General features: G+C 72.5%; 15 protein-coding genes. 7 read left to right on the top strand and 8 right to left on the bottom strand.

The annotated features are described in order from the left end of the window. Window positions 1-8 precede the first annotated feature (8 nt). A complete protein-coding gene (locus ACIQWX_RS15685; RefSeq protein WP_400870469.1) occupies window positions 9-863 on the bottom strand; it encodes an EamA family transporter in 855 nt (284 codons plus the stop codon). A gap of 84 nt (window positions 864-947) precedes the next feature. Here ACIQWX_RS15685 and ACIQWX_RS15680 point away from each other — a divergent pair, with 84 nt between their 5' ends. Both ACIQWX_RS15680 and ACIQWX_RS15675 read left to right on the top strand, forming a co-directional pair. Beyond that, window positions 948-1,835 carry a LysR family transcriptional regulator gene (locus tag ACIQWX_RS15680; protein ID WP_400870466.1) on the top strand — a complete coding sequence of 296 codons (888 nt, stop codon included), beginning with the start codon at window positions 948-950 and terminating at the stop codon, window positions 1,833-1,835. 255 nt (window positions 1,836-2,090) lie between these two features. Further along, window positions 2,091-3,242 carry an MFS transporter gene (locus ACIQWX_RS15675; protein WP_400870464.1) on the top strand — a complete coding sequence of 384 codons (1,152 nt, stop codon included), beginning with the start codon at window positions 2,091-2,093 and terminating at the stop codon, window positions 3,240-3,242. Between the two features lie 95 nt (window positions 3,243-3,337). Here ACIQWX_RS15675 and ACIQWX_RS15670 read toward each other — a convergent pair whose 3' ends face one another. Continuing rightward, window positions 3,338-6,169, bottom strand: a complete 2,832-nt coding sequence (locus ACIQWX_RS15670) for an AAA family ATPase (RefSeq protein ID WP_400870462.1) — start codon at window positions 6,167-6,169, stop codon at window positions 3,338-3,340. A 998-nt stretch (window positions 6,170-7,167) separates the two neighbouring features. On the opposite strand from ACIQWX_RS15670, the gene ACIQWX_RS15665 reads away from it, so the two are divergent. The 4 genes from ACIQWX_RS15665 (at window position 7,168) to ACIQWX_RS15650 (ending at window position 11,327) form a co-directional block, all read left to right on the top strand. After that, on the top strand, window positions 7,168-8,166 hold the full coding sequence (locus ACIQWX_RS15665; protein ID WP_400870459.1) for an ABC transporter substrate-binding protein: 999 nt from the start codon (window positions 7,168-7,170) through the stop codon (window positions 8,164-8,166). Window positions 8,167-8,314: 148 nt separating this feature from the next. Beyond that, on the top strand, window positions 8,315-8,701 hold the full coding sequence (locus ACIQWX_RS15660) for a YciI family protein (RefSeq protein ID WP_400870456.1): 387 nt from the start codon (window positions 8,315-8,317) through the stop codon (window positions 8,699-8,701). After that, complete coding sequence (locus ACIQWX_RS15655) at window positions 8,701-9,915, top strand: RNA polymerase sigma factor (protein WP_400870453.1); 1,215 nt, start codon at window positions 8,701-8,703, stop codon at window positions 9,913-9,915. Before ACIQWX_RS15660 ends, ACIQWX_RS15655 begins: the two co-directional genes overlap by 1 nt. 173 nt (window positions 9,916-10,088) lie before the next feature. Further along, a complete protein-coding gene (locus ACIQWX_RS15650; protein ID WP_400870450.1) occupies window positions 10,089-11,327 on the top strand; it encodes a prolyl oligopeptidase family serine peptidase in 1,239 nt (412 codons plus the stop codon). Here the strand turns inward: ACIQWX_RS15650 and ACIQWX_RS15645 are convergent. The 3 genes from ACIQWX_RS15645 to ACIQWX_RS15635 form a co-directional block, all read right to left on the bottom strand. Beyond that, window positions 11,324-12,154, bottom strand: coding sequence for a MaoC family dehydratase N-terminal domain-containing protein (locus tag ACIQWX_RS15645; RefSeq protein ID WP_400870448.1), 831 nt, complete (start codon window positions 12,152-12,154; stop codon window positions 11,324-11,326). The two genes, ACIQWX_RS15650 and ACIQWX_RS15645, sit on opposite strands and share 4 nt — an antisense overlap. Further along, window positions 12,151-13,296, bottom strand: coding sequence for an acyl-CoA dehydrogenase family protein (locus ACIQWX_RS15640; RefSeq protein WP_400870445.1), 1,146 nt, complete (start codon window positions 13,294-13,296; stop codon window positions 12,151-12,153). Before ACIQWX_RS15640 ends, ACIQWX_RS15645 begins: the two co-directional genes overlap by 4 nt. A 105-nt stretch (window positions 13,297-13,401) precedes the next feature. Further along, on the bottom strand, window positions 13,402-14,799 hold the full coding sequence (locus ACIQWX_RS15635; protein ID WP_400870443.1) for a carboxypeptidase-like regulatory domain-containing protein: 1,398 nt from the start codon (window positions 14,797-14,799) through the stop codon (window positions 13,402-13,404). Between the two features lie 239 nt (window positions 14,800-15,038). Between ACIQWX_RS15635 and ACIQWX_RS15630 the strand changes: the two genes are divergently transcribed. After that, window positions 15,039-15,989 (top strand): helix-turn-helix domain-containing protein, encoded by a 951-nt coding sequence (locus ACIQWX_RS15630; protein WP_400870440.1) that lies wholly within the window; start codon window positions 15,039-15,041, stop codon window positions 15,987-15,989. Between the two features lie 145 nt (window positions 15,990-16,134). On the opposite strand, the gene ACIQWX_RS15625 is transcribed toward ACIQWX_RS15630, so the two are convergent. The 3 genes from ACIQWX_RS15625 to ACIQWX_RS15615 form a co-directional block, all read right to left on the bottom strand. Beyond that, window positions 16,135-16,875, bottom strand: a complete 741-nt coding sequence (locus ACIQWX_RS15625; RefSeq protein WP_400870438.1) for a D-Ala-D-Ala carboxypeptidase family metallohydrolase — start codon at window positions 16,873-16,875, stop codon at window positions 16,135-16,137. Between the two features lie 23 nt (window positions 16,876-16,898). Then, window positions 16,899-18,224 (bottom strand): GH25 family lysozyme, encoded by a 1,326-nt coding sequence (locus ACIQWX_RS15620; protein ID WP_400870435.1) that lies wholly within the window; start codon window positions 18,222-18,224, stop codon window positions 16,899-16,901. Window positions 18,225-18,365: 141 nt separating this feature from the next. Beyond that, on the bottom strand, window positions 18,366-20,087 hold the full coding sequence (locus ACIQWX_RS15615; RefSeq protein ID WP_400870433.1) for a tannase/feruloyl esterase family alpha/beta hydrolase: 1,722 nt from the start codon (window positions 20,085-20,087) through the stop codon (window positions 18,366-18,368). Window positions 20,088-20,265 lie beyond the last annotated feature (178 nt).

The following is a 20,265-nucleotide window of genomic DNA, read 5'->3' as shown; positions in this document are numbered from 1 at the left end:
ATTCGCACTCAAGCCGGCTGCTTCACCGGTTCCCGAGCCCCAGTCCGCTCGGCACCGACCCCCGCCACCACGACGAACGCCACCCCGGCCACCGCCGCGGCATCCGGGACCTGGTGCAGCACAACCAACCCGATCACCAGCGCGATCGCCGGCTCCAGACTCATCAGCGTCCCGAACGCCGACGTCGTCAACCGCCGCAACGCGAGCATCTCCAGGCTGAACGGCACCACCGGCAACAGCACCGCCAGCCCGAGCCCCACGAGCAAGAGCTGCCACGTCAGGTGCCCGACCACCGCGGGCCCGTACACCAGCGTCGCCACGAGACCGGCCACCGGCATCGACACCGCCAGCCCGCGCACTCCCGACACCTCGTCACCCACTCGCTGCGTCAACAGGATGTAGCCGGCCCAGCACACCGCCGCCGCCAGCGCGAAGCCCACTCCGGCCAGGTCCGCGCCGCCCTGCCACGGCCGGGTCAGCAGCACGACGCCGATCGCCGCCAACACCGGCCACAGCTTCCGGCCCCCGCCGCCGCGGGTGATCGCCACCGTCAGCGGCCCGAGGAACTCCAGCGCGCTCGCCGTGCCCAGGGGCAGCCGCGCCACCGCCTCCATGAACAGCATCGTCATCCCGGCCGTGACCACGCCCAGCACCGCGCAGGCCGCGAACGTCGTCCGCCGGAACGTCGACGGCCGCGGCCGCACCAGGACGACCAGCAGCACGCCGGCCCACGCGAGCCGCAGCCACGCGGCTCCTTCGGGGCCGATGCGGTCGAACAGGCCGACGGACACGGCGAGACCGAGCTGGACGCACAGCATGGCGGCGACCGCGAGGGGCGCTCCGGAGCGGGTCGTGGGTGGCACGCCTGTCAGCAAATACCCCGCACACCGTTCGTGTCCACTTGCCGGTACTGGACAGTCCATTCAGGATTCGTGGACAATCTCGTCATGGACACGCGCCGGCTGCGGTACCTCCTGGAGCTGTCCCGGCACGGGTCGATGCGGGCCGTGGCGGACGTGCTCGGCACCACGACGTCGACGGTCTCCCAGCAGATCGCCGTGCTGGCCGGGGAGGTCGGCACGCCGTTGCTCGAACCCGACGGCCGCCGCGTGCGCCTGACGCCGGCCGGGCGGCGGCTGGCCGACCACGCCGTGACGATCCTGGCCGCCGTCGAGGCCGCGCACGCCGACCTCGACCCGCACTCCGAACCGGCAGGCACCGTCCGCGTGGCCGGGTTCGCCACCGCCGTCCGGCGCTCCGTGCTGCCCGCCGTGGCCCGGCTCGCCGGGGACCACCCCGGTGTGCGGGTGCTGGTCAGCGAGTACGAGCCCGCCGAAGCACTGGCCGCGCTGCTCGCGGACGACCTCGACCTCGCGCTCGTCTACGACTACGACCTCGCGCCCGCCACCGTGGACCCCGCGGTCGCCGTCAGTCCACTGTGGACTGCGGCGTGGGGCCTCGGCGTCCCCGCGGCCGACACGCGCCGGGTGCGGGGCGAGGGGACCCTCGCCGTCTTCGACGCCTTTCGCGAGCACGACTGGATCGGCAATTCGCGCAACACCGCCGACGAGGACGTGCTCCGCACGCTCGCGTCCATGGCCGGGTTCACGCCACGGGTCGCGCACCGCGCGGACAGCCTCGAACTCGTCGAAGACCTCATCACCGCCCCCGGCCGCGGCGTCGGGCTGCTCCCGATGGGACGGCCCACCGCGCCGGGCGTCGCCCTGCTGCCGCTCGCCGATCCGGCCGTCCGGCAACGGGCTTTCGCGTGCACTCGCCGGGGCCGCGCCGCGTGGCCGCCGCTGGCGCTGGTGCTCGACCTGCTGACGCACTGACACCACCGAACCCGCGGGGATCGCCCGGATGGGCGACGCGGGCCCGCCCGCGCGTGCACCGACTCCCCAGCGTCACCACGCCTGCGCCGGTCGTGCCGATGCACGCCCATTCGCAGGTCCGACGGGAGACGTAGAACCGTTGAGGGACAACGGACCTTCCGGCCATCCGTCACCTGACGGATGTCTGATCCACGCGTTCCGCGAAGCATTGTTCCACGGGGCCCGCCGCTCCGACCTCGACGCCGAGGAGGAGCGATGTCTCGTGCTACCACCACCGCCTCCACCGTTGTGATCTTCCTCTTGGCCATCAACCTGCGGCCGGCCGTGACGAGCCTGGGGGCGGCCCTGCCGGACATCTCGGTCGCCGGGAGCCTCGTCGCCGCCGTGCTCGTCGCGCTGCCCCTGTGGGCCATCGGACTGGGCGGCTGGGCGACGCCGTGGCTGTGCTCGCGGGTGGGTGCCCACCGGACCGTCACCGTGGGTCTCGCGGGGCTGGTGCTGTCGCTGGCCGGCCGGGTGCTCGGGGGCTCGTCGCAGCTGCTGGTCGGGACGGCGCTGGCGTGCCTGTCCATCGCGGTGCTCGGCACCATGCTGCCGCTGCTGGCCAAAGGATCCGCCGCGTTCACCTTCGGGCTCGGGCTCGGCAGCACGGCCGGCGCGCTGGTCACGCCGGCCGTCGTCATGTCGTCGTCGTGGCGGTACGCCCTCGGCCTGTGGGCGATCGTGGCGCTGCTGACCATGCAGATGTGGCAACGCACGCCCGACGAATCCCTCGTGGCACCGCAGAAAGCCACCGGCGCGCCGGCTCCCGCCGCGCTGACCATCCACTTCGGACTGATTTCGACGGTGACGTTCCTGGTCATGGGCTGGCTCCCCGGGATCCTGCGTGACGCGGGGGTCGCGCCGACGACCGCGGGCACGTGCCTCGCGGTGTCGATGGCCATGGGGTTGCCGATGATGCTGCTGGTCCCGGGCTGGACACGCCGGTGGCGCAACCAGACGCTGTTGGTCGTCGTCCTGGCCACGCCCAACGTCATCGGGGTCACCGGCCTGCTCCTCGCCCCGGCGGCGGCGCCCTGGCTGTGGGCCGTGGCGACCGGCACGGGCATGGGGTCGCTGGCGTTCGTGCTGACGACCATCTCGTTGCGCAGCAAGGACAGTTCGCTGTCGCTGTCCGCAGTGGTCCAGGGCGTGGGGTACGTGATCGCCGGCTTCGGCGTGCTGGCGTGCGGCTGGCTGCACACGCACACCGGCACGTGGCAGACGCCGCTGCTGCTGGTGCTGGCGATCCTGCTCGGGCAGGTGGTCAGCGGGCACGTGGCCGTCACGCGCCGCACCCCGGCATCGACGATCGTGCACACGATCCCGGTGCGGCCCAAGGGGAACGCACCGGAGGTCGGGGTGTGACTTCAGGGCCGACGCGAACTGGCGGCCGTCTCCCGGGCGATGTCGGACCCGGGAGGCGGCACGCCGGCCGCGCAGGCTGAACCCGAGGCCTTCGCTCAGCCCGACGCGGACTGGTGGCGGGCCGCCTCGCGGGCGATGTCGATCCGCGAGTGCACCCCCAGCTTGTTCAAGATGTGCGAGACATGCGTACCCACCGTGCGCGGGGACAAGTACAGGCGGGCCGCGATCTGCGGGTTCGACAACCCTTCGACCACCAGCGCCGCGATCCGGCCCTCCGTCGGGGTCAGGCTGTCCCAGCCGTGCGTCGTCTGGCGGTGCTTGACCGTCGGGCCGCGGCGGATGCCCAGCGCCCGGAACATCGCTCGCAACCTCGCCACGTCCCACTGCGCGTCCAGCTCCGCGTACACGTCCGTCGCGTGGGTGAACGCCGCTCGGGCCGAACCGCGGTCTTCGTCGCGGGACTTGGCGAAGGCGATCGCGGCCGCTTCGAGCGCTCTCGCGCGGGACAGCGGGCGGCCGGCCTCGTCGTACGCGTCGGCGGAACGCAGCAGCATCGTCCCGTCCCCGTCCAGCAGGCCGCGGCAGTACAGGGCCAGCGCGCGGCGGTGCGGGATGGCGGACTCGGCCGCGAGCGCGCGGACCCGGGCCTCGATCGCCACCACCGTCTGCCGGTCGCCGGTCGCCACCGCCAGCCGGGCCGCGTCGGCCAGGAGCTCCTGGCTCGCGTCTTCACCTCCCTGCGCGGCGGTCAGCACGGCCAGCGCCCGCTCCGGCGCGCCGGCGTGCTCGAAGGCGAGGCCGCGGGCACGGGCCAGCGGGTCCACGACCTGGTCGCCGATGCGTTCCGCGTACAGCGCCGCGATGTCGAGGTGACGGCGGGCGTCGGCCGTCTCACCGCGGTGGAAGTGGATGATCGCCGCGACCCCGTGGTCGGCGCACACCACGGCCGGTTCCTTGCGGTCGTCCGGGACGACGTCCACCTCGGCCAGCGCGTCGTCCCAGCGGCCCGCCCCCAGCAGGATGTGCCCGATCGCGCTCTGGGCCTGCGCGAGCCGCACGGCGCTGCCGGTGCGGTCGGCCAGCTCCCGCGCCTGGCCGGCGGCGGCGAGCGCGTCGGTGAGGCGGTCGAGCGCGCCGAGGGTGACCGACTGGTTGATGCGCAGCAGCAGCGTGAGGTCGATCAGCGCGGGATCGCCCCGCACGATGGCCATCGCGCGCTCGAACAGCGGCAGCGCGCCGGCCCAGTCACCCCGTGACATCGCGGCCAGGCTCAGCAGGTGCAGCGCCCACCCGGTCGCCCAGCGGTCTTCGGCCTTGCCGAGCTCCACCAGCGCCGCCGTGGCGACCTCGCCCGCGGTCGCCACGTCCCCGAGGTCCCGATGGGTGCGCGCGATCAGCACCAGCAGCTTCGCCCGGTGCCGGGCCTCCAGCCCGGGCTGCGTCAGGGCTTCGTTCAACGCGGCGAGGGACTCGGCGGCGCGGCCGGTCGACCCGCGGCACTGGACGACCGTCGTGTGCAGGTCGACGCGCACGTCGGGGTCGCGGACGCGGTCCAGGGCGCGGCAGGCGATCCGCTCGGCCTGGCCCACGTTGTCCACCCGGTAGTAGGCGTCGGCCAGCCGGCAGGCCAGCGCGCCGGTCACGGCGTCGTCGAGCGGCGCGTCGCGCACCGCCCGGCGCAGGAGCGCGACGGCGACCACCGGAGCCTGCCCGATCAGCAGCGTGGACACCTCGAGCAGCCACTTCACGGCCCAGGCGGGCACCGGCACCCGGCTGTCGGTGGTGGACACCATGGGCAGCAGCTGCCGCGCGACCCGCTCCACCGGGGCGCTCGCCTCGGCCAGCGCCCACGCGGCGGCCTGGTGCCAGGCGATCCGGACCGCCGTCGGCATCTCGTCGTACAACGCCGTGCGGATCAGCGGGTGCCGGAAGGCCAGGTCGTCGCCCGCCGCCACGAGCACCCCGGCGGCGCGGGCCTCGTCGAGGGCGGGCAGCAGGTCGGCGAGCGGGGTGTCCGTCACGGCCACGAGGTCCGCGACCGAGAAGCCGACGCCGAGCAGCGCCGCCGCGCGCAGCACGCCCTGCACCTGTTCGCCGAGGAAACCGAGCCGGTCCGCGATCGCCTCCGGCAGCGAGTCCGGCGTCGCCGCGCCGGTCAGCTCCACGATGCCCGCGGTGTCGACCTCCAGGCACGAGCTGCGGCTCAGCGCGTCGACCAGTTCGGTGAGGTACAACGGGTTCCCGGCGGCGCCGTCGGCCAGCTGCGCCAGCTCGGCGCCCGGTTTGCCGCCGGCCAGCGCGGCCACCAGCTCCAGCACCGCGGGTTCCGCCAGCCTGCCCAGCCGCAGCCGCTGGGCGGGCCCGACGAGCCGGAAGAGCGACCGCAGGTCGTCGCGGCGCGGCACCGGGCGCAGCACGCCGATCAGCAGCAGCGGGAGCTGCCGGACCGCCCGGGCGAGCCTGCTCCAGACCGCCACCGTCGTGCGGTCGGCCCACTGCAGCTCGTCGACGACCAGCACGGCCGGCCCGGCCTGGCAGAGCTCGTCCACCAGCGCGATCAGCTGCTCGGCGGCCGCGGCGGCGAGGTCGGTGCCCTGGCCCGCGACGGCGCCGCCCCGCAGCAGCTTCGAGATGGCTTCACGGCGGGGATGCCGCGCGCCCGGCGTGACCTCCAGCGCGTCGAGGAGCGGGAGCAGCGGCAGGGCCTGCCCGAGCTCGTCACCGGCGCCCCAGTACACCTGGCAGCCCGCGTCGGCCGCCTCGGCGCAGGCGGCCCGCACCAGCGCGGACTTGCCGACGCCCGGCTCGCCGTCCACCAGCACGGCGTGGCCGCGACCGGCGGCGGCACCACGGATCCAGCCGACCAGCCAGGACAGCTCGCTGTCCCGTCCGACCAGCAGTTCGGTACCGTCCGTGAGCGGTCGCACACCGGAATAATAGAAGTAAAAGTTGTTCCCCAACAAGAGGTATATCGGGGCAACCCGGATCACCAGGGGTTCTCCCGCGCTAAACATCGATTTCGGGAAATTCCCCGACTCGTGATCCGAACGTGATTCCCCCGCCTCGGCGGTGAAGGATCACCAACCGCCGGAGCGTCGTCGAGGAATGGTGCGTTGTGGACCATTCTCACAGTGGGCGACCCGGGCGCCTGCGCAGTGTACGCCACCGGCGGCGAAACGCGGAAGATCCGCGGAAATCGGAGCAAAACAGCGTTTTCCCCGACGATCGGGAGGCGATCCACCGGGCCGGCACCGCCTCCCCCTTTCTCGCCTCCGGCCGGGACGCGTCCACCGCCCGCGGCATTCGAGGATTTCGACACGACCACCCTCCGTCGCACGATCTTTCCCCGCGAGCGCTCATGAATACCGGGACGCCGCCGAACACCCGGACCGATGGCGGTCGGCGGCGGCCGGTTTCCGAAAAGTGAACGGTGCGGGTTTCGCCGCTGCGAGGCGGCGCCGACCTGTTGTTTTCCGCGCCGGCGGACGACCTCCGGCCACGATTTCCGCACTCGGCCGGTAAACGCCGGGCAGCCGATCGGCGACACCGCCGAAGATCGCCGGGCGACCCCCATCGGCCGCACCGACATCACTGTCCGCAACCGGGAACCGGCGCCGGCGGCCGCCGAATGGCCGAAGCCCGGACTCGCCGGATTCCCGCGTCCAACGGCCCGCCGCCCGGGATTTCAGCGGCTCCGGCACGCAATCCCCACATTGATTCGTAGTACCCGGCGGACAGCACGTCGCAAAAACAAGATCGTCGATCAAGAATTGGTGCCGCCATTCTGGTGAATTCCGGTTTCCGCCCGCATCCCGCGTTGTCAAGCGATGTCCCGGCTCCTACAGTGACCTGCCTGGCGCCGGGAATATTTCACACGAATCCGCTGGATTCGGTACATCAACTCACCTCCTTCTAGGAGCAGGCCTTGTTTGGAATCGTCAGGAGCGGCGGCCGGGTCCGCGTCGCGCTCGCCCTCGCGGTCACCATGATCGTCACCGGCTGCGGCGCACTGGGTTCGGCCGAGCCGAACGCCGCGGCGAGCAGCGACCTGGAGAAGGCGACGCTCAAGGTGTCGATCTTGCCCACGACCGACCTCGGGCCGTTTTGGCTGGCCCAGGACGAGGGCTTCTTCAAGGCCGAAGGCCTCACCGTCGACTCCGTCATCGCCGCCAGCGGCCAGGCCTCGCTGACGAAGGCGATCTCGGGCGAGGCCGACATCGCGTTCTCGACCTACCCGCCGTTCTTCACCGCGACCGGTACCGGCACCGCCGACATGCAGCTGGTCGCCGACGCGACCTCGGTCAACGCCAAGAGCAATGCGATCGTCACCGTGCCGAATTCGCCGGTGAAAACAATCTTCGACCTGGCGGGCAGCAAGATCGCCATCACGGCCAAGAACACCGCGTCGGATCTGCTCACGCGCTCGGTGATGCAGGACCACAACGTCGATTTCGGCAAGGTGAAATGGGTGCTGATCCCGCTGCCGAACATCGCCGCCGCGCTGCAGCAGGGCGAGGCCGACGCCGCTTACCTGCCGGAACCGTACATCACCCAGGCCGCCAAGACGGCGGGCGCGATTCCGGTGATCGACATCAACACCGGCGCGACCCAGGACTTCCCGCTGACCGGTTACGGAGCGACGCGGAAGTGGGTCCGCGAGAACCCGAAGACCCTGGCCGCGTTCCAGCGCGCCATGCAGAAGGCCACCCACGAAGCCCTGATCGACCGCGCCAAGGTCGAGCCCCTGCTGGTGCGGTTCGCCAAGATCGACGAGGACACGGCCAAGCTGCTCACCCTGCCGGGCTACGGCTCGATCCTGGACGCGCGGCGCCTGCAGCGGGTGCCGGACCTGTTGCTGCAGCTCGGCGCCATCCCGAAGCCGATCGACGTGAACTCGATGATCGGCCCGCAAGCCGGGAGATGACCTCGTCCCCCTCGTCCGCGCGGCGATACGATCCAGCTCCCGGACCGGGCGTCGAAAAGTTTTTCCGGGGCCGTGTTGATCCGCGGGCCGCCCGTTCGACATGAGGGGGCGAGGGCCGAGAGGCGGCCCCGCGGACGAGGAGCGCGCGATGCCGCAGTACATGCTGATCATGCGGGGCACCGACGAGTCGAACGCCGCCATGATGGCGAACATCGACGAGATGATGGCCACCAGCCGCCAGTTCATCGAGGACCTGTTCAAGGCCGGGGTCTACGTCGCGGCCGAGGGACTCGACGACCCGAAGCTGGGTGTCGTCGTCGACTTCGGCGGCGAGACGCCCGTGGTCACCGACGGGCCGTACGGCGAGACCAAGGAGCTGTTCGGGGGCTTCTTCCTGATCGACGTCGCCTCGAAGGAGGAGGCGGTCGAGTGGGCCAAGCGGGTCCCGGCGGCTCGCGGGGCCAAGGTCGAGGTCCGGCGGGTGCCCGGCGGCGACGAGGTCCCGGACGGGTCCGCCACCGACGGCCGGAACTGATGGGCCCGGCCGACGTCGAGGCCGTCTGGCGGATCGAGTCGGCGCGGATCGTCGCCGCGCTGACCCGGTTCACCGGCGACTTCGGGCTGGCCGAGGACGCCGCCCAGGAGGCGGTCGCCGAGGCGCTCGTGGCGTGGCCGCTCGACCCGCCGGCCAACCCGGCGGGCTGGCTGCGGGCCACCGCCCGGCGGCGGGCGATCGACGTGATCCGCCGCCGGACGGCGCTGCAGGACCGGTACGCCCTGCTGGCGGCCGACCCGGGCGCCGAGGAGGAAGCCGACCCCGACCGGATCGACGACGACGTCCTCGCGCTGATGTTCACCAGCTGCCACCCGGTGCTCTCCCCCGAGGCCCGGGTGGCGCTGACCCTGCGCGTGGTCGGCGGCCTGACCAGCGAGGAGATCGCCCGCGCGTTCCTCGTCCCGGTGCCGACCGTGCAGGCCCGCATCACCCGGGGCAAGAAGACGATCGCCGCGGCCGGGGTGCCGTTCGAGCTGCCGCCGCCCGCCGAGCGCCGCGAACGGCTGGGCGGCGTGCTCAGCGTCCTGTACGTGATCTTCACCGAGGGCTCGACGGCCACGTCGGGCGACCGGCTGCTGCGTCCCGACGTCGCCTACGAGGCGATCCGCCTGGCGCGCACGCTGGCCGCGCTGCTGCCGGACGAGCCGGAGGTGCACGGCCTGCTCGCGCTGTGCGAGCTGACGGCCGCGCGCTTCCCGGCCCGGACGGACGCGGCCGGTTCGCCGGTCCTGCTCGAGGACCAGGACCGGCGGCGCTGGGACATCTCCGCGATCCACCGCGGGCTGGCCGCGCTGGCCAAGGCGTCGGCCCGCGGGCTCGGCCCGTACGGCCTGCAGGCGGCGATCGCCGCCACCCACGCGGCGGCGGCCTCGGTCGAGTCGACCGACTGGGACCGGATCGTGGTGCTGTACGAGGCACTGGGCCGGGTCGCGCCCTCGCCCGTGGTGGAGCTCAACCGCGCGGTCGCGGTGGCGATGGCCTCGGGTCCGGAGGAGGGCCTGGCGATCGTGGACGAGCTGGTCGCGACGGACCGGCTGCCGGGATCGCACCTGCTCCCGACGGTGCGCGGCGAGCTGCTGAGCCGCCTCGGCCGCCGCCGGGAGGCGCGCGCCGAGCTGGAGCTGGCCGCCCGGCTGTGCGCCAACGAGCGTGAACGCTCGGTGCTGCTGCGGAAGATGGCCGCGCTGGACTGAGCGCCCAGCCGGCCGCGTGCCGCCTCGACGTCCACAATGGACGCTCGACGGCAGCCGGCGACCGCGTGGCCCCGGCGGCGGAAAACGCTTTCCAGCGACCGGCGCGGCGATACAATGACGTGCCCGACCGGCACCGCTCCACCCGGATCCGCACCACGGACAAAGGAGTTCGCATGGTCTCCGCGTTCAGCCGCCGCACCGTTCTGCTCACCGGCGCGGGCGTCACCGCCGGCCTCGCGTGGCCCGGTGTCGCCGTCGCCGGCCAAGCCGGCAGCGTCGGCTTCACCCTCGACGCCGAGACGCTCGACGGCGGCGAACAGATCACCTCGCTCACCCTCGGCACGTCCCGGCTCGGGCCGATCGACCCGGCGAGCCTGGCCACCACCACGTTCAGCGTGCACGCCAAAGCCACCAGCCCGATCGACGCCGGCGGCCAGGACGTCGGCTACGACCTCGACCGGCCCGTGACGGCCGCGCGGCTCGACCGCCACGGGAACGTCGTGCTCGAGCTGAGCCACGGCGAGGGCCAGACCGGCGGCGGCACGCTCGGGTACCTCAACAGCAGGAGCCGGAACGTCCGGCTCGACCTGGTCTACACCATCACGCAGCACGCCCCGCTCCGGCGGCACGGCCGCCCGGTCACGTTCACCCGCTTCACCCAGGGCCCGCTGACCAACCCCGAAGTCGACGCCTTCACCCACCACGTCTCCCGCTCCGGCATGAAGTACCGGCTGTACTCCCCCGCGCCCCGGCGCGGCCGCCGTCCGCTGGTCGTCTGGCTGCACGGTGGCGGCGAAGGCGCGTCCCTGCCCGACGGCTACTACGACAACGAGACGACCTTGCGCGCAAACCGCGGTGCGCTGGGCTTCGCGACCCCGGAGGCGCAGAAGATCTTCGACGGCGCCTACGTGGTCACCCCGCAGTGCACGGCCGCCTGGATGGACGACGGCCCCCGCTTCGCCCCGCTCATCCAGGAGATCGTCCAGGACCTCCTCCGCACGCGGGACGTCGATCCGCACCGCGTCTACGTCGTCGGCTGCAGCAACGGCGGTTACATGAGCCTCAAGATGACCACGGTCTACCCGGCCACGTTCGCGGCGTCGGTCCCGATCTGCGGCGTCGTCGAAGCCCGGAAAGAGGGCAACCCGCCGCTGATCCCCGACGCCGAGCTGACCGCGATCCGCACGCCCACCTGGCTGGTCGCTTCCCGCGACGACGACACGGTGGACCCGCAGGCCAACTCCGTCCACGCGCACGAGCTCATCCTCCGCTCGACCCTGACGCTCTACGACCACGTCGTCTGGAACGGCCACCAGTTCCCGGGTCACTGGTCGTGGATCTACGTGGCCCGCAACGACCCGAGCGCCCGCGGCACGCACGTCTGGCAGTGGCTGGCGCGCCGCCGTTCCTAGGTCGCGGTGCCGGTGATCGCGGTGGCGCCGCCTTCGACCATGCCGGACAGGGCGAGCTCGCCGTCCTCGCGACGCCCGTGGGTCAGCACGGTCGCACCGGAGAACACCGGGCTGGACAACCGGTACTCGAACGACGTCACCGGCCGGTCACCGTGCCGGCGCGGGATCTCCAGCAGCAGCAAGGCGAGCAGCGGTCCGTGCACGACCAGCCCGGGGTACCCCTCGACCCCGGTCACGTACGGCTGGTCGTAGTGGATGCGGTGGGTGTTGTAGGTCAGCGCGCTGAACCGGAACAGCAACTGGGGCCCGGTCGGCGTGCGGATCTTCCACTCGTGCGGTGGCTCGCCGGCCGGCACCGGCTCGGCGAGCGGCCGCCGCTGCCCGGCCGGCTGGGACCGGTACACGACGTCCTGGTGTTCGGTGAGCAACAGCTCGGCGCCGCGCCGGTACTCGTGGCGGACTGTCACGAACGCCATCTGCCCGCTGCGGCCCTCCTTCACGGCGACGCCGGCCAGTGCGCTGCGGCGGTCGATCCGGTCGCCGACGAGGATCGGCGCGCGGACTTCCAGCCGGCCGCCGGCGATCATCCGGCGCCGGTCCGGGATCGGCGGCAGGAACCGCCCGGCCGCCGGGTGGCCGTCCTCGCCGAGCGCGGCCTGCGGGGTCGGCTCGAGGAAGTGGAACCAGTGCCACAACGGGGGCAACGGCCCGGTCGGCGCGGGCTGGTCGAGCAGCGCGGAGAACGCCTCGGCCGGCCACCCGCCGATCACCTCGGACGTCTCGACGGCGTCAGGTCGCCACCCGGCGACCGCGTCCGGCAGGTTCACTTCAGGCCTCCGCGGGCGACGAGCTGCCCGACGATGACGTTCTGCTGGATCTCGTTGGTCCCTTCCCCGACGATCATCAGCGGCGCGTCCCGGAAGTACCGCTCGACGTCGAACTCCGTGGAGTACCCGTACCCGCCGTGGACGCGGATCGCGGCGAGCGCGACCTCCATCGCTGTCTCCGAGCAGAACAGCTTCGCCATCCCGGCTTCCAGGTCGGCGCGCTCGCCGGCGTCGTACCGGCGCGCGGCGTGCAGCAGCAGCTGGCGGGCGGCGGTCAGCTTGGTCGCCATCGTGGCGAGGTGGTTGCCGACCGACTGGTGCCGCCAGATCGGCTTGCCGAACGACTCGCGTTCCTGGGCGTACTTCAGCGCGTCGTCGAACGCCGCCCGCGCGACGCCGGTGGCGCGCGCGGCGACCTGGATGCGGCCGATCTCCAGCCCCCGCATCATCTGCGCGAACCCCTCGCCTTCGGTCGCGCCGAGCAGCGCCTCCGCCGGCACGTGACAGTCGTCGAAGGTGATCTCGCAGCTTTCGACGCCCTTGTAGCCGAGCTTCGGCAGGTCCTTGGAGACGGTGAACCCGGGCACCTTCTCCACCAGCAGGATGCTGATGCCGCGGTGCGCGGGCCGCGCGTCCGGGTCGGTCTTGCACAGCAGCGCGACCAGGCCGGACCGGCGGGCGTTGCTGATCCAGGTCTTGGTGCCGTCGACGACGTACTCGCCGCCCTCCCGGCGCGCGGTCGTGCGCAGCGCCTGGAGGTCCGAACCACCACCGGGCTCGGTCAACGCCATGGTCGCGCGCAGCTCGCCGGTCGCCATGCGCGGCAGGTACCGCTGCTTCTGCTCCTCGGTGCCGAAGGCGAGGAGCAGCTTCGCGACGACGGTGTGGCCGCCCATGGCACCGGCGAGGCTCATCCAGCCGCGTGCGAGCTCCTCGGTCACCAGCGCGTAGCACTCGGTGGAGACGCGCAGCTCGCCGTAGGGCTCGGGAATCGCCAGCCCGTAGACGCCGAGCCGCTTCATCTGCTCGATGAGCGCTTCGGGGTAGGTGTTCGCGTGGTCGAGCTCGCGCACGACCGGCCGGACGTCGCGGTCGACGAAGTCGCGGACGGTGTCCACAATGGCCTGTTCGGCGTCATCCATGGGGCTGCTCCTCGGACCGGGGTACGCGCACCGAGCTTCCCACCGAACCCGAGCCGTCGCGCGGCGGTGTTCCGGGCGGCTCGCACCGCCCGGAACTCCTCTCGATCAGCTCGCGACGAACTGGACGACCCACTCCCCGCCACCGTACGGCGGCGCGGAGACGTTCAGCTCACCGCTGCCCGGGACCGCCGCCTTCCACGGGCCGAGCACCCGCAGCTCGTAGTTGCCGACCGGCACGCCCTTGAACGTCGCGTAGCCGTTGGCGTCGGTCCGGGCGTAGGCGCGGATGGCGCCGTTCTCCAGCAGCACCAGGTTCCGGTACGCCAGGCCCTCACCGGTGTCGGGTGCGTTGTTGCCGTTCTTGTCGAGCCAGACCTGGCCCCGCGAGTCGCCCACCTTGCCGGGCACCTTGGCGGTGACGGAAACGTACGGCGCGCCGCCGGTGTGACCGTCCTGGGCGGTGCAGTCAAGCCCGGTGACGCCGGTGTAGGCCGCCTTGTCGGGCACCTTGCCCGTCGCCGTCAGCACGACCCGCTGTCCCGCGGCGAGCGTGCCTTCGCGACGCTGGTAGCTGAACGCGCCCCACTGGTCGTCGGTCACGGTCAGCTCGGAGCCGAAGCCGCCCGCGTCGCAGTTGAGGAACAGGCCGGTCAGCGGCTTGGTGCCGGAGTTGGTGAGCGTGACCGTCGCCTTGCCGGTGTCGCCGGCGGCGTAGCTCGTCTTGTCCAGCGTGAGGGTTTCGTGCAGCACGTCGGACAGCGGGCGGGTGGCCGCGACCTCCAGCGCCGTGTAGGCGCCCCGGCCGTCGAGCCGCAGGTCCGGCAGGGCCGGGGCGATCCAGCCGCCGGGCAGCCGGTCGAAGCTCAGGTAGGCGGTCCGGGTCAGCGGGAGGCCGTCGTAGGCGAAGTGGCCGGTCGCGTCGGTGGTGGTGTACATCTCGAGCGTCGTGCCGACGCCGAAGAAGCGCACCCGGGCCCCGGCGAGCGCTTCCCCCGGCGACGGCTTGCCGTCGCCGTTGGTGTCCCCGTACAGCACGCCGGCGACCCGTTCGGTGCCGGTCGCGAGCGGCACGGTGACCCGCGCGACGTTGTCGCTGTAGTCGGTGTCCCCGGCGCCGTACACCTCGACGTGCACGACGGAGTCGCCGTAGTACGTCGACCCGAGCTGCCCGGTGAGGTGGAGGGTCCGGGTCTCCCCCTGCGCGATCGTGGCGCCGGTGCCGCTGTCGTCGAGGTCGCCCCACTGGTGCTGGTCGACCCAGAAGTCCGTCCCGGACTCCGAGTAGGTGGAGCCGATCGCGCCGAAGACGACGGAGTCCCCGATGTTGCTCACGGTCACGTCGAGCCCGACGTACTCGCCCAGGAGCCAGTGCCCTTGCTGGGCGACGACGGTGACCTCGAGGTTCGGCCCGGAGTCGGCCCACGCGGGCGCGGCCGCCGTTCCGGTCAGGAGAAGAGCCGCGGCCAGCACGGACGCTGACCGCGTGAATCTGCCAATCGGCATGGTTTTGTTCCCCCTTTTGGGTTGTAGGGGAAATCTAGGGCCGGCCCCGGTGTCCGGGGAGACCGGAACGTTCCGCCGCGGCGGTACGGCAACCTTTCCCGGGATTCGAGCGTTTTCGCCCGGTCGACGGGGCTGCTGCGCCAAGTGGAGCAATCCGCCGGTTTTTGCCCGGCACCCGGCGGGACGGTGTTAACTTCCGTCCGTCATCCGCTGCCCCCGAGCGAGGTGGTCCCGTCACCGTGACCGTGCACACGGACAAGTTCGCCGCCTACCTGCGCATGTTGAAGGACCGCAGCGGACAGGGCTACGAACGGCTCGGCAGGCTGGCCGGCGCCAGCGGCTCCAGCCTGCACCGGTACTGCTCCGGCAAGAGCGTCCCCGCCGACTACCGGGTCGTCCACTCGTTCGCCAAGGTCTGCGGCGCGTCCGCCGAGGAACTGCGCGAACTGCACCAGCTGTGGGCCCTGGCCGACGCCGGGCGGGTCGACGAAGTGCCGGCGGAGCGCGTCGAAACCCCGGCCCCACCGCGTCGGCGCTGGTACGCCGCGGTGGCCATCGCCGTCGTGGTGCTGCTGGCGGGCGGCCTGTTCTGGGTCACCGCCGACGGGTCCGGAGCCCCTCCCGGCCGGTACGCCGACCGCGTGCTGTTCTCCCCGGGCTGCCAGCCCCCCGTGAGCATGGGCCAGCACGACGAGTGCGTCACCGAGGTGCAGAACCTGCTGGTCTCGGCCCAGGGCCGGCTCTCGGTCGACGGCTCGTTCGGTCCGGAGACCCTGCGCCGGGTCACGGCGTTCCAGGTGCTGGCCGGCCTGCCCGCGCGCGGTGTGGTCGACGACGCCACCAAGAACGCGCTCTACGACCACCGGACGAGCCTCGCGGGCTGGCCGCCGGCCGTGGTGGAGCAGCGGATCCGGGCCGTGTTCACCGAGGCACCAGACACCGCCGTCGCGATCGCCCGCTGCGCGTCGTTCCTCGACCCGCTGTGGGTGCTGCCGAACACGAACGGCAGCCGCAACTGGGGCGTCTTCCAGATTTCCGACGCCCGCCTGCTGGACCTCGGCGGCACGCCGCGCCAGGCGTTCGACCCGGGGTGGAACATCGAGGCGGCCCACCGCCTGTGGAGCGTGCGCCACGACTTCCACGACTGGCCGTCCTGCTCGGCCGCGCTCCAGACCCCGCCGCCGCACTGAGCACCGAAAAGGCGAAGCCCGCGCCCCCCTGCGAGGGGTGGCCCCCCTGGGAGCGGGGCCGGGAGGGCGCGGGCTTCGCGGCAAGCTGACGCCGGAAACCCGTTGTCCGATGCGGGTTTCCGGCGTCAGACCCCCAGTGGCCGGATCAGACGGTGCCGTTCTCCCACCACCACGCGCGGCCGAGGTCGGCCCGGCTGTCCACGTGCTGGTGGTCGGTGTTGTAGGTCTCGAGGCCGGAGAACCCGCTGGTCTCGGCCTTCTGGTAAACGGTCTTGTTGGCCACGCCCGGGACGTCGAGGTCGGCCGCGGTGCCGTACATGTGCATGCTGTCGCTGGCGCCGCCGATCTCGGCGTTGTGCGCGATGCTGCGGAACCCGGAGTTCACCGTGATCGGCTTGTTCCCGAGCTTCTTGCGCACCGCCTCGAGCTTGTACATGCAGCGGCGGGCGTTCTCCTTGGCGGTGGCCGCGCTGACCTTGCCGCCGTTGAAGGTGCCGCTCACCCGGTCGGTGAACTCGCTGAAGTTGAAGTGCGCGGTCGACCCGTCGCTCTGCTCCAGCGCGTTGAGCGCGGCCTGGGTGGCCGGGCCGGCCTGGCCGTCGACGCCCAGTCCGTAGGCCGCCTGGAACCGGCGGACCGCCGCCGCGGTGCCGGGGCCGAACTCGCCGTCGATCGAGACCCGGCTGTGGCTGGGCGAGTCGGCCGCCCAGCCCGCGACGCGGATCTGGAGCTCGGTGACGTCGGCGCCCGTGTTGCCCTGCACGAGGGTGCGGGACCACGAGTACGCCTGGGCGGTGCCGGACAGCAGCAGCGGGCCGGCCGCCGCGGTCGCGCCGAGCACCACCGCGCCGCGGAGCACCGTGCGGCGGCTGAGGGGGAGAGTCATTCTCGTCCTTTCCTAGCGGGGATTCAGCGGTTGGCGAGCCGGTCGAGGTCGGCCTGGGTGCCGTTGAAGACGTCGCCGGTGGCCGGCGCGGGGATGCCGTCGGGGATGGCCGCGTCGGTGTACTGCCACATCAGCCACGTCTTCGACCCGGCGGGTAGCGCCGGCTGCGTGACGGACTGCCGGTAGTCCGCGAGCTGCATCGGGTACGCGGACAGCGCGGTGGTGCCGCCCAGGCACGCGTCCAGGAACGACTTCTGGGTGTAGATGATCGGCGTCCGGCCGAACGCGGCCTGGACCTTGTCCAGCCACGCCTTGGCGTCGGCGACGGTGGCGTACGGCGGGCAGCCGCCGGAGCCGTCGTCCTTCCACTCCAGGTCGAAGACGGGCGGCAGGTCGCCGGCGCGCTTGCCGGTGTACCCGGTGGCCTTGACGGCGGCGATGAACCGGTCCGCCTGCGCGCCACCGGTGTTCGCCGCGGTGCCCGTGTAGAAGTGGTACGGCCCGACCGCCAGGCCGGCGTTGCGCGCGGCGGGCAGGTCGGTGGCCAGGTAGTCGTCGGTGACGTTCAGGCCGCGGGTCGCCTTGACGGTCGCGAACTCGACGCCGGACGCCTTCACCGCGCCCCAGTTGATCGGCGCGCCACCGGGGTGCTGGTACTTCGCCGTGTCGACGCCGTCGATCGGGTGCCCGGCGGGCTTCGGTGGCGTGCAGTAGGTGTTGCGGCTGGACCAGTCGGTGACCTTCGCCCAGGTGGTGGGCCCGGCGACGCCGTCGGCACTGGCATTGACGCAGTGCTGGAACTGGATCACGCGGGTGCGGGTGCCGTCGCCGAACTGGCCGTCGATCGTCAGGGGCGGGTAGTGGCCCGGCTCCATGGCGAGGTTCAGCCGGCACTGGAGTTCTTCGACGTCGGTGCCGGTGGACCCGCTCTGCAGGGTCGGGCGGGCGGTGGAGAGGCCGCACACGACGCTCTGCGCGGTGCCGGCGGTGCCCTGGGTGGCGCACTTGCGGGGGTGCGCGGACCACGTGTTCAGCGCGGCCCAGGTGTTGGGCCCGATCTGGCCGTCGACGTTCAGGGCGGCGCACTTCTGGAACACGCGCACGCGGGCGTCGGTGGCGGGACCGAAGGAGCCGTCCGCACCGATGGGCGAGTACCGGCTCGCCTTGGTCGCGAGGTTGAGTTCGCACTGGGCTTCGGCGACGGCCGCGCCGGTCGCCCCTGCGGCCAGGGTGGGCTGAGAGGTGGTGTGCCCGCACACGGCGACGGCTTCGACGGCTGGTTCGGCGGCGACCGCGGTCGCGGCGGGGACCACCAGCAGCACCGCGACGGCCAGAGCGAGTCTTTGCATGGCGAGGAGGCTGGCAGCGGTTCAGCCTGCCGGTCGCGGGTCACCGGGCAAGTCGGGACGCCGGGACAGTCCCACCCGGGTGGACCAGCGGGAACGCCGTCCCCGTGGGACGCCGCTGGGATGACGGCGCGCCCAGCCGTCTCAGGTTCGCGGCCCGGCCTTGCGGGTCAACCACGTCTCGGCGGGCCGGCACGACAACCGCGTCCCCTCCGCGCGGCACCAGGTCTGGTAATCCACCGAGTACAACCGCGCGCCGACCCACGCGTACCCCGGCCCCGGCTCCGTGCGGGGCGTGTACGCGACGAAATTGGCCGCGTCGTCGGTGCTCCCCGTGCCGTCGTACCGGGCCACCGCCGGGTACGGGAACACCGGGCGGCTGCGCGTCCCGTTCGTGGCGACCACCCGGCCTGGCTGCTTCCCCGTTTCCGCCCACGCCATCACCGGGGTCAGCACGTCGAACGTGTTCGGGCCGTCGCCGCCGCCGCAGTGCGCCACTCCGGGGAACAGGTACAACCGGGCGAACCCGGCGCCCGTCGCGGTCCGCAGCGCGTCCCAGTAGGCGAGCGTCGACTGCGGCGAGATGTGCTGGTCGTTCCAGCCGTGCCACAGCAACAGCTTCCCACCGCCACGCTGGTACGCGCGCAAGTCGGGGTTCATCGCCGCCAGGTAGGCCGACGACTGCACGGTCTTCCAGAACGACGCCTCGGTGAACTCCAGGTCCGACAACCGGAAATCCGGGTCCTGCGCGTCCGGGTAGGCGAGGTAGCGCAGGTAGGACAACGCGAAGTTCGCGCTGGCCGACGGCCCCGTCGGCGTGGCCGGGACGAACAGCGTCCACTCGAGCTCCGAGCCCCACTCGTGGGCGATCGCGGGTTCGAGGCGGCGGCCCCGCGCGTCGACGGCGCCGTCGTGCAGCTTCCGGACGACCGCGGCTTCGGCCGGGCTGAGGCAGGTCGCCGGGTCCTGGCCGGGCGCGCAGATGAGCGTGGCGGGGTCGAAGCGGCACCGCCGGGGGTCGTCGAGCTGGCCGTCCCGCAGGCCGTCGAGCGCGTCGCAGGCGTTGAGAACGCCCGCGTGGACGAGCGGGAGCTTGCCCGCGAGCAGGATGGCGTGGCCGTCGGCGTCGAGGTTGGCGACGACGTTCCAGGCGTGGTGGAAGGTGTTCTGCACGGCCATGTCGTTGGCGGGCGCGCCGGCGGCGATGCCGTCGAAGTCGTCCGGGTAGCGCTGGGCCTCCATGAGGGCTTCGCGGCCGCCGTCGGAGCAGCCGGTGAAGTAGGAGTACGCGGGGGCGCGGCCGTAGAAGCGGGTGATGAGCGCCTTGGCCACCTGGGACGTCACGTGCACGCCCCGGTAGGCGAAGTCGATCTGCGCCTGGGGGTTGTCCAGCGCCCACGAGCCGTCGTTCTGCCCCTGGTGCCCCATGTCGGTGGTGGCGCTGGCGAGACTGCCGTCGACGACGAGCGGGCACGTCGATGCCTGCCCGAAATTGATGTTCGCGCTGCCGCAGAGCCCGCCGCACCCGGTTTGGACGTACCGCTGGGTCCAGCCGTTCAGCGGCAGGCGCACGACGACGGTGTTCGCGGGGGCGACGGTGCCACGCACCTCGCAGTAGGGCGCGGCGGTCCCGGTGGTCACCTCCTTCGCCGACGTGATGGTGACCGGTGCGTCGGTGACACCGCGGAGATCGAGCGAGGGGACGTCGGCGCAGGTCATGACCGGCGGCAGCGCCGGGAGGGCGGCCAGCCCGTCGGGACGCGGCCCGGCGGCCGCGCTCCCCAGCGGCAGCTGGACGCCGAGCAGGACGGCACAGCACACCAGCACCGTGCGGCGGAGGGAAGGGCGAGCGAAGAGACCCGGCATTGCGCAGCTCCACTTCGACGAGGCGAGTCGGGGCGTCGACCGGCTCGAAACGCTACGAGACTGTCATCGAAATTGTCAACGATTTCATCGCCATTCACCGGCCCGGTGCCGGGCAGCGGCGGCCTTCGTACACCTAAGGTTGCGGCTTTCCCCGTTCCCGCACCGGTTTTCCGCTCTT

Origin of the sequence: Amycolatopsis sp. NPDC098790, assembly GCF_044759945.1 — a bacterium.
Classification (GTDB): domain Bacteria; phylum Actinomycetota; class Actinomycetes; order Mycobacteriales; family Pseudonocardiaceae; genus Amycolatopsis.
This window is presented reverse-complemented; position numbering and strand designations above follow the sequence as displayed.